Here is a 10,581-nt window from a genome sequence, read left to right on the forward strand (position 1 = left end):
CTCACTCTCCCAACTGCTGCCATACATCCTGCTCTGATTTCTTGGAAAGCTTGCGATACGTATTGCCTTCCAGTGTAGGATCAAACTGGCACACTGCTTTATATTCACAATATTGGCAAGGTGTACGATCTCCGTGCTGATAAGGCTCGATGGAGACACAGCCTTCTTGGATCTGATCACCTGTTCTTTTTATTTTAGAACGTACGAAGCTGCTTAGCTGATCCCATTGCTCATAGCTAACAACGGACGCACTTGAATAGAAGCTCTCGTCTTTCTTAAGTGCGACAGGAATAATTTGCGAGTAGCCGCTTTCCAGCTCCGTATCCATCATCCGCACTGCCGTTGTATCTGCCGTTAGCAGCCCCTTCATCTTATAACGCTTCAGCATTAATGCCGAAGCCTCATCATGACCTACTCCATTCTTCACCTGAAGCAGCGGATTGTGCACATGAAAATATAGCACGCCAGCGGGCGATACCTTTTGCTTTAGCCAGCTTTCCCCATGCGTCATTAGCACATCCAAATAAGTCAGCATTTGCAGAGATAGGCCTTCCACTACCTCTTCAAGCTTTAACGCCTTGCTGCTAGACTTATAGTCCATCACTCGTAGCAGCAACCCATCTCCAGTAGATGCGGCATCGACACGATCAATTCGTCCAACGATCTCAATCGTATTTCCGTTATCAAGCTCAAGCTTTAGTCCTGGCATGACGCCTTTCGGACCAAAGTCTATCTCGGCACCAACCGGATGAAACTCAGCTCGTGCGGCATGCTCCCCGAGAATGACAGCAGCCTGCATAATAATCTCCTTCAGCTTGCGCGCAATATAGCGGAAGCGCTCGCTGCTCAGCAAAATTTCGGATTGTAGCCTCGGAATTAGCTCATCCACAATTTCATTCACGTGTTGCTTCACCTTTTGCTGAGATAATCGTCCCCAGCTGGCGCCAAGCTGACCTGCAAGCTTGCCAAGCGCAGCATGGAACAGTTGACCCATATCTGGCGCATCTAGCTTGTATTGCTTTCTTTCCTTCAGGCGCAGGCCATATATGGAGAAATGCTGGAATGGACACGATACGAAGCGTTCAACGCGGGATACACTCATCCGCATATTCGCCCCATACAGCTCCCTCGCAATATCAATGCTTAGTGGCTGCTCCACATTGCTATAATCTAACGATAGAAGCAGCGATTGTAGCTTAGCAGCATATTCAGGCCGTGCAGCGTACCAGTTAAACAAATCCCACCATAGCTCTGGTAGCTCATCACCCGATTGCCACTGTCTTAGCATATTAATCAAATACGTCATCGCAGTGTTCGGATGGGTTAGAAATTGTCGCTGATTCTCCATGCTCATCTCAAGCTTAGGCTCCACAAGAGTAGACTTTAGTACAGCATGCGGCAGCTGGTATCGAAGCTGGCGAATAACCTCTGAGGGCAGCATACCTTTCCCCTCTTCATCAGCAAGCGGATAGCTCAGCGTAAGGCGATCAGATGCCTTAGTAAGCATTTGATAGATAACAAACCGCTCATCAAGCAGCTTGCGACGAGCACTAGGCGCCATCCTTATTCCTTGCTCCTGTAGCTGCTCACGCTCATCCTCCGAAAGAATCCCATCCTCATTCATGCGCATCGGCAGTACGCCATCAGACACACCAAGTACGAACACTGACTTGACGTTTGCAAGCCTCGAGCGCTCTAGTGTACCTACGACAACACCATCTAAGCTAGGCGGTATCGAAGCTAACGACAGCGCATCAAGCCCAGCCTCTAGCATACCCATGAATAAGGCAGGAGTAACGAGCTCGTCGCCTGCAAGCTCAACGAGCTCGTCCAGCACGCTAATGACATTCGACCACAGCTGACGATGCGTACGCGCCATAAGCAAATTGCCTCGCTCCTGCTCCTTCATGCTCCAAGCCTCTAGACGCTGAGCTGCACCTGTAATATCTAACAGCTCATAAAGCGCAATACACATATCCTTCACCGTTGCAGATGAGGAATGAAGCTTTTTTCCGAATGCTTCAAGCGGTGGAACGATTCTATTTCTTGCAGCTAGAGAGATTGCTAGCTGCTCCTTCGCTTGCTCAGAGACAAAATAAGCAGTATCCTCTTCTTCATCAAGGGATACCTGAGCCATCGGACGCCATGTACGCTCATCGAGCCATTTCCAGCCATTAATTCCTGTTGCCAGCACATAGTTTTCTAATATATCAAACCATTCGCGCGGCATAGAATCATCATGCGGAAAAAGCATCTCTGTCTTAATTAGGCGGAATACCGCATCGTATTGCCAGCCGTGTACGGTCGTTTCCAGCGCAGCACGAATAAACTCCACGAACGGATGGTATAAGGTCTTCTGCTTTTGATCCATAAACACAGGAATCTCGTATTGCTTAAATATTAACTCTATATAATCGCTATAATCTGCTAGATTACGAACAAGAATAGCAACATCACGCCAGCGATACCCTTCATCTCTGACCTGTTTAATAAGCTCTCTTGCTAGTCCTTCCACCTCAACCCTTCGGTTGGCAGCAGCATGAAGTGTAACGCTGCTTTCTTCATTGTCAGCAGGTTCATAGCGTCTTCGCTTTCCGTAGAACTGCTCTAAGAAGGAGAGCTCTTTATTGCCCGAGAAACGTCCATTGCTTCCATCAAGAATAAGCGGTGCCTCTACCTCTATACCATAATGCTCTGCAAGCTGTAGAATCGTTTGATAGGTTTCTGCTGTTTGATAGAATAGATTCAGCTCATCAAGCGGCTCATCCAGCTCGTAATGTCGATCAAGCGTCAACGCGATCGTAACATCATCGCAATGAGCAAGGAGCGCACCTAGTGCTTCATATTCGGTCGGAGTTAGACCGTGAAAGCCGTCCACCCACAGTTTAAAGCCCTTCATCGATTGCGCTTCTGGCAGGCCGCTAACAAGCATTGATAAATAATCCTCTGCATCGACATATTTATCTGCAAGCTCACGCTCCATCATCCTATAGAGCAAGGCGAGATCGTGAAGCTTCTTCTGTAATATACCAGTGCTCTCTTCTGACTGTGGTGCTAGCTGATCAGCTAGCACAGAAATGTCTTCGGCAGCAATGCCATATCGCTTCCATTCCGTAAGCATGCTATTCAACCGTTCGATGAATCCAGCTTGAAGCTCGCTAGATCGGAAGAGCTGGAGCTCCTCCGCATAGCGATGCACCAGCTTATAAAGCAGCATTTGCTTACCAGTATCGGTTATGGGAACAAGAGCCGTTCCGCCCGTTTCCTGCATGACGCGAAATGCCAGTCGTCGAAAGCTTAATGCCTGGGCACGAAGCATTCCCTTAAGCTCACTGTTTGTCAGCAGCTCATACTCCATCTGAAACGATGCCTGCTCGGGTGTTAGCAGAATAAGGGGAGGACCGATCGGCGCACTGCGCAGCTCCTGTCTAATTTGCTCAAGGCAGGTTGTCGTTTTCCCGCTTCCTGCTCTCCCAAGAATAAATTTAATCGACATGACGCTTCCCCCTTTCCATTGCTTGGTTCTGTAGTAATCTTGATTCTATTATTCGAATACATCGCGTACATAGCGAGATGTATTATCGTTTCGAGGTTACTTCAAATATGGCAAACTTCAAATAATGGCTTTCATTCACACCTAGAATTTGCGGATGGTCCTTTCCAGCAGCACGCCATTCAATAAGACGCAGCAGCTTGCCTGCATCCTTCGCTGCATCCGCTATAGCCTCCAAAAACAGCTCTGGGCGCATATGATAGGAGCAGCTCGCCGTCACGAGATAACCACCCTCATTTACGAGCTTCAGCCCTTGCAGGTTGATGTCTTTATAGCCGCGCTTTGCACCTTCTACAGCTGAGCGTGTTTTGGCAAATGCGGGAGGATCAAGAATGACGACATCCCATGTGCGTCCTTCCTGTACTAATTTTTTCGACGTATCAACCGCACCGATGGCACGAAGTCTACGCTCCTCTAGGCCGCTCACTTGATCTCGCAAATAACGGAATGCATCCGCTACAACGAATTCAACTCGATCAGTGAAGCCATTTCGCTCCACATTACGCTTAGCCGTCTCAATGGCATGCTCTGATACGTCTAAGCACGTCACCTTTTTAGCTCCATACTTGCAAGCATGCAGCGTAAAGCTGCCTGTATGAGCAAAGCATTCCAGCACAGTGGCGCCATCCCAGAAAGGGAAGGTTACTTCTTTGCCATTACGATTGACTGGTGCCTTCCGACCATCCTCCAGTGTCTGCAGCTTAATTCCGCTCCGTTCACCCCATCCCGTCATTAACGGCTCAATCGAAGCACGGTTCTCACGCTGGTCAAAGAAATAGCCTGTTTTTTGCCCCTGTACGATATCGACCTCCATCTGTAGGCCATTCTCAACGATATCAACGATTGAAGGACATTCGCCGTACAATACGCCTGTACGCTCCTCTAAGCCTTCAAGCTTGCGTACACCGACATCGCTGCGCTCATAAATCCCAGCAGGCTCGAACACCTCAATGAGCGCCTCTAGTAATGCATCTCGGTGCTTATCCATCCCGAGCGTTAGAATTTGCAGTACAAGCACATCAGCAAACCGATCCACAATGAGTCCAGGCAAAAAATCTGCTTCGCCATATACAAGACGACAATCACGGTCGGCAACGAATCGATCACGGTGCTGCTTGCAGCGCTGCAGCCGCTCAACGAAAAAGGCTTTGTCCATCGCTTTAATCGGTGTATAGCTAATAATTCGAACTGTAATTTGTGAAGCTGGGTTCCAATAGCCTGATGCTAGATATTTTCCTTGATTCGTCACTACATCTACGATGGATCCTGGCTCTGCATCAGAACGATTGATGCTATCGATCTCGCTTGCGTACACCCATGGATGTCCTTCTTCGATCCGTTTTTTTCGTGCTTTAATTAAGGTTACCTTAGCGTTTTCCATATTGTACCTTCCTTGTATTTGATTAAGCCTCGATGGCTATTCGCTATCTTTATGCTCTGCTTAATCATGCTCGTCCTTATCTCTGCATAGCTATAGATAAGGACGAGCATGAAATGGAAAGGAGAAGTCATAATGTTTATAAGTATAGCGCTCCCAAGCCTACTCGGCTTTATTATATTTTTATGCGGTATGAAGCTAATGGAGCTTGCTTTATTTCGAATTGCGGGTCCGACTTTTTTAGGAATGCTGGAGCGGTCTACTCGAACGCCACTTCATGGATTACTGCTAGGCACGGCCAGTACTGCATTTTTACAAAGCAGCACTGCAGTAACTGCCTTATCTATAGGGCTTGTTAACAGTCGACTTCTTCCATTTTCCCGTACACTAGGCATTATCCTCGGTACAAATATCGGTACATGCCTAACGACAGAGCTCATTGGGTTAAACATATTCCATCTAGCTAAGCCGATTATCGGGGTATCGTTTGTGCTCTGGACGATATCCACTTTACTTGCTGAGTATCGAATCATTCCTCTTCTAGCCGACTGGCGAGGCAACACGATTATTCGCTCCGTATCTGTCGTTTTATTCGGGTTTGGTATGCTGCTGCTTGGTATTACCGTTATGCAAAGCATTGGACCAACACTAATGGAAACGAACATGTACCATTGGTTTGTTCAGCAATCGCAGACTACGCTGCTATGGGGTGTATTGACTGGAGCCGTGCTTACGGCTTGCTTTCATAGCAGCTCCGCAGTTATAGCCATGATTATGGGTATCGCAGCACTTGATGCGCTTCCGTTAGAGCTTTGTATCGCTATCGTTCTCGGCAGCAATATTGGCACGTGTGCAACCGCCATTCTTGCTTCTATCGGCGGTACGAGAGGCGGACAATTTGTCGCTCTTTCTCATTTGCTGCTCAATATTGGTGGAGCGTTGCTTTTCTATCCATTCATTGATCTGTTAGCTGCTGCTGTGCTGCTTACGACAGATTCGATCTCTTCTGCCATTGCTCATTCACAGACGCTTTTCAATGTCATTTGCTCAGTTATTGCACTGCCGATCTGCTATCTAAAGTGGTTCTCTCGACTAGATCAAGTGTAGCATAACTCATTTGAAAGCAGGAGAGGATTCTACTGCATGCCATCGGCACTGCAACAGAATCCTCTTACTTTTTTATTCAATCCATTATGCCTCAGCAGCAATACGTGGAATATGAACCTTTTTCAATGCAGGTGTTTGGCTATCCAACACACGCACTAGTTGTCCACGACATTCATTCACGCCAGCCTCCGTAATTTTCACACGGCAAAGCTGACCAATTAACTCCTCTGAGCCTTCAAATACGATAGAAATGTAATTGTCAGAGTAGCCCATAATATACCCATTGCCTTCGTTTCCTTTTTGCTCGCGCTCAGGAATAACGTCTAGCACCTCACCAACATAGCGCTTAGCATAATCAAGCTGCATCTTCTCGGAAAGCTCTATAAGCTTGTGAACACGCTCATGCTTCACTTCCTCATCAACTTGATCAGTCATACGCGCAGCAGGTGTACCAGTACGACGTGAATAAGGGAATACGTGCATTTCTGCAAAGCCGATCTCTTCCATAAAGCGATAGCCTTCCTCGAACATCTCATCCGTCTCTCCTGGGAACCCTACGATCACGTCCGTTGTAATCGCGACACCCGGCATCGCTTCCTTGATTCGTCTAATTTTTTCAGCATATTGCTCCGTGGTATATTTACGTCTCATACGCTTCAGCACACTGTTTTCTCCTGCTTGAAGAGGAATATGCAAATGGCGGCACATTTTTGATGATTTGTTCAGCACCTCAATCATCGCGTCGTCAATTTGACTCGCTTCGATGGAGCTAATTCGAATGCGCTCCAGGCCTTCAACCTTATCCAGATCCCACAGCAGACGAGTTAGGTTATAATCCTCCATATCATCGCCATAGCCACCTGTATGAATTCCCGTTAGAACGATCTCCTTATAGCCAGATGCAACAAGCTGCTTAGCTTGCTCTACGACCGTTTGTGGATCACGACTGCGGGATAGGCCGCGAGACCAAGGAATAATACAGAACGTACAGAAGTTGTTGCAGCCTTCTTGAATTTTCAAAAATGCGCGTGTACGCTCCGTAAAGCTTGGAACATTAAGCTCCTCAAAATTACGAGTTTTCATAATGTTTCGCACAGCATTGACGGGCTGACGCTCGTCCTGAATTTGCTTCACATAGGTCATAATTTTGTCGCGATCCTGTGTACCGATTACGAGGTCAACACCTTCGATTGCCATAATTTCTGCGGGTGACGTTTGCGCATAGCAGCCAGTAACCGCAATGATGGCATCTGGATTACGGCGAATCGCGCGTCGAATAATTTGACGAGACTTTTTGTCACCGGTATTCGTTACGGTACATGTATTAATTAAGTAAACATCTGCTGAGCTCGATTCAAAATCAACCTGCTCATAGCCAGACTCTTTAAACACTTGCCATATAGCTTCTGTATCATAAAAATTAACCTTACAACCTACTGTATAAAATGCGACCGTTGACATTAGGTCACACGCCTCCCATCTCGCCTGATTCATATAGTATGCAGGATAAACCAACCATTCCTGCCGTTTCTGCTCTCAATATTCGGCTGCCAAGTCCAATTAATAACGCCCCAGCTTCTTCAGCCTCCATAGCCTCACGCTCAGCAAAGCCACCTTCTGGTCCCGCAATAAGCAGTATGGAAGGATTGCTATTATCAGTGTTGACATTGCCAGCCTGCTTAAACTTCTGGAGCGCATCCTTTAAGCCGATGCCATGACCTTCATCTCCAGCACGCTCATAACAGAACAACGCTAAGTCATACGTAGGAATAAGCTTAAGCAGCTCCTTCCAGCTTTTTGGCTCCTGTAGCATCGGAATACGATCTCTATGACTTTGCTCTGCTGCTTCTTTTACAATTTTAGACCAGCGTTCCAGCCGTTTTGCTTCTTTTTTATGGTCATACTGCACAATTACGCGCTCTGAGCTAAAAGGGATAAAGCCTGCTGCACCGATCTCTGTGCACTTTTGCATAATAAGCTCCATCTTATCCCCCTTGGGCAGACCTTGTGCGATCGTTACTCGCCAAGAGGCTTCAGCTCGCTGCGGCAGCTCTTCAACAATAGAGAGGGTAACGGATTTGCCCTCTACTTGCTCGATTCGTGCAATGACCGTACGGGACTCTCCATCACTTACAATCACCTCTGAGCCTTCCGTCATACGCATAACTCGAATGATATGGTGGGCATCATCATTATCGATTACAATATGATTGCCTTGAATTTGCTTTGCAGCAACAAAATATCTTTGCATAGTTGTCATTCCTTATAGGGTTAGTACCTATCTATTCTAGCATGTTTCATATTTTAGCATACTTTAAAATAATGCCATAAACCAATTAAAAATATAGTGGGATAAATCCCAGCCGAATTGCAAAACAGGTGTTATCGTATATCTGCGCAGCGGTGGGATAAAGACTAGCAATAAGAAAATGATCGTTCCCCAATGCGCGTTCTGCTCCAGCTTATAGCGTGTTTGCCATGGTAATAGCTCTGCAACGATGCGATAACCATCCAATGGCGGCAATGGGATAAGATTAAAGACAAAAAGTAAAAAGCTAAAATAAATCATGTAGTTAAAGAAAACCTCTAAAGCTCTAGTGACACCCTCTGACCCAGCAAATATCCATCCTGTTTTAATTAGCAATACATAAATGATGATCGAGATAATGCCGAGCAGCAAATTACTTAAAGGCCCTACAAGTGAAACAACGATACTCATTGCGCGAGGATTTTTGAACCTGCTAGCGCGAACAGGTACGGGCTTTGCCCAGCCGAACCCAGCAATAAGAATTAGAACAAAGCCTAAAATATCTAGATGTACAAATGGGTTAAGCGTGACACGGCCTTCTCTGTAGGCCGTGTCGTCACCAAATTTATATGCAGCATAAGCATGAGCAAACTCATGAACGGAAAATTGGATTAGCAATACTAAGACGATAAAAGGTAGTACGTCTAAAGGAAATGCTAAAATCGAATTTAGATCCATTTACTCCACCTTCGGCTTGCGAGCCACAAATGCAAGCCAATCCTCATCTCTAAATTTATTCTCGATGATGAACCCGGCTGCCTGTAAAGCTTGTTCCACTACATCTTCCTTGTTTTTCCATATGCCTGAAGCGATATAGGTGCCGTCTGGCCTTAATGCTTCATACACGTCATCAATAAACAGCATAATGATCTCAGCTAAAATATTTGCCACCACAATGTCAACTGGCGGCTTTACCTTAAGCGCCTCTAGCTTGTCACTGTCTTGACGCAGAACACCAAGCAGATCACTTAAGTGAACATCGACGTTATCGGATAAACCATTCAAGCTAACGTTTTCTGTTGCACTTGAAACCGCAACAGGATCGAGATCAAGTGCAAGTACATGCTTTGCACCAAGCTTCATTGCACCAATCGCAAGTACACCAGAACCTGTACCGACATCAATGACTTCCTCTCCACCCTTAATGACGTTTTCAAGCGTCTTAAGACATAACGAGGTCGTAGGATGCGTGCCTGTACCAAACGCCATCCCTGGGTCAAGCTCGATAATAAGCTCGCCATCTTCCGGCTCGTAATTTTCCCATGTCGGTTTAATCGTAATGCGGTCAGTTATGCGAATCGGATGAAAATAATCCTTCCAAGCCGTCGCCCAATCTTCATCATCTACCTCAATATAGGAATATTCAACTTTTCCTGGATCAATGCCGAATTCATGCAAACCCTCAACCCGAGGCTTAATATTATGTATCAGCTGCTCCATGTCCGTCTCTTCAGAAAAGTACCCTTTTATGATGGCCTGACCCTCTGGAATATCATTAAGCGGTGTATCGTACCATTGACCAAAAGACGTATCACGAGGTTTGTTCAATGTACCAGACTCTTCGATCGATACGCCTCCTGCGCCAGACTCATGCAAAAAATTAGATATCATTTCCGTTGCAATTTCTGTTGTTGCAATCGTAATTTCATACCACTTCATTCATTACCCTCCGTTACTAACGTACACATTCAATAAGCCTAACTTCTATTGTACAACAGCAGCACGTTAATGACAAAGGGAAGCTATATTTTTTTGAGCCTTCATCATGATCGAAAACAAAAGAGCAAACGGTTGAGTTTCTTCATTCCGTTTGCCCTTTTAGTTTAATGACCTTTCACTTCCCAACCGTATATTAGTACGCTTGGAAAAGGTACTTATGGTTCCATTCTATTTTCAGTAAGAGAACGTGTCTTCTTTTTATGGTTCGCTTTAGTTGACGCTTCTTCATCAAATTGCTCAATAGCAAATTCTACATCATCTTCCCAATCGACAGGCAAATCACCAAAATTCACTTTTTCCATTTCATTTTTTTCGTTGTACATACCGTCACCTCCAAAGGCATTATTCATACGGTAGTATTGCGAAATTATAAGCGTTGTATACCTAACTGAATCAATTTCATAATGCACTTCTCTAAATAAAGTCAGACGAACAGAATTTCTGAAATCTCATTTTTGAAGCTTAAGCTGCTTGTTGGTTGAATTGTTTATTGATGCGATCTACTGCTAATTTCGT

8 protein-coding genes are annotated in these 10,581 nt (G+C 45.7%); 1 reads left to right on the forward strand and 7 read right to left on the reverse strand.

Features of this window, described 5'->3' with window-relative positions:
* Position 1: 1 nt before the first annotated feature.
* Entirely contained in the window at positions 2-3,496 is a 3,495-nt protein-coding gene (gene addB / locus M3180_RS07905; protein ID WP_251666761.1) for a helicase-exonuclease AddAB subunit AddB, read from the reverse strand.
* Between the two features lie 82 nt (positions 3,497-3,578).
* Positions 3,579-4,934, reverse strand: a complete 1,356-nt coding sequence (locus M3180_RS07910; RefSeq protein WP_251666762.1) for a class I SAM-dependent rRNA methyltransferase — start codon at positions 4,932-4,934, stop codon at positions 3,579-3,581.
* A gap of 132 nt (positions 4,935-5,066) precedes the next feature.
* On the opposite strand from M3180_RS07910, the gene M3180_RS07915 reads away from it, so the two are divergent.
* Complete coding sequence (locus tag M3180_RS07915; RefSeq protein ID WP_251666763.1) at positions 5,067-6,038, forward strand: Na/Pi cotransporter family protein; 972 nt, start codon at positions 5,067-5,069, stop codon at positions 6,036-6,038.
* 84 nt (positions 6,039-6,122) lie between these two features.
* On the opposite strand, the gene mtaB is transcribed toward M3180_RS07915, so the two are convergent.
* The 5 genes from mtaB to M3180_RS07940 form a co-directional block, all read right to left on the reverse strand.
* Entirely contained in the window at positions 6,123-7,499 is a 1,377-nt protein-coding gene (gene mtaB, locus M3180_RS07920; RefSeq protein WP_251666765.1) for a tRNA (N(6)-L-threonylcarbamoyladenosine(37)-C(2))-methylthiotransferase MtaB, read from the reverse strand.
* A gap of 4 nt (positions 7,500-7,503) precedes the next feature.
* Positions 7,504-8,289 carry an RsmE family RNA methyltransferase gene (locus tag M3180_RS07925; protein WP_251666766.1) on the reverse strand — a complete coding sequence of 262 codons (786 nt, stop codon included), beginning with the start codon at positions 8,287-8,289 and terminating at the stop codon, positions 7,504-7,506.
* 63 nt (positions 8,290-8,352) lie between these two features.
* A complete protein-coding gene (locus tag M3180_RS07930; protein ID WP_251666768.1) occupies positions 8,353-9,024 on the reverse strand; it encodes a site-2 protease family protein in 672 nt (223 codons plus the stop codon).
* Positions 9,025-10,005 (reverse strand): 50S ribosomal protein L11 methyltransferase, encoded by a 981-nt coding sequence (gene prmA, locus M3180_RS07935; protein WP_251666770.1) that lies wholly within the window; start codon positions 10,003-10,005, stop codon positions 9,025-9,027. It abuts the gene before it with no gap.
* Between the two features lie 215 nt (positions 10,006-10,220).
* A complete protein-coding gene (locus tag M3180_RS07940) occupies positions 10,221-10,388 on the reverse strand; it encodes a YfhD family protein (protein ID WP_251666772.1) in 168 nt (55 codons plus the stop codon).
* Positions 10,389-10,581: the final 193 nt, after the last annotated feature.

The sequence above is a fragment of the Paenibacillus camelliae genome, from assembly GCF_023715345.1.
GTDB lineage: Bacteria > Bacillota > Bacilli > Paenibacillales > Paenibacillaceae > Pristimantibacillus > Pristimantibacillus camelliae.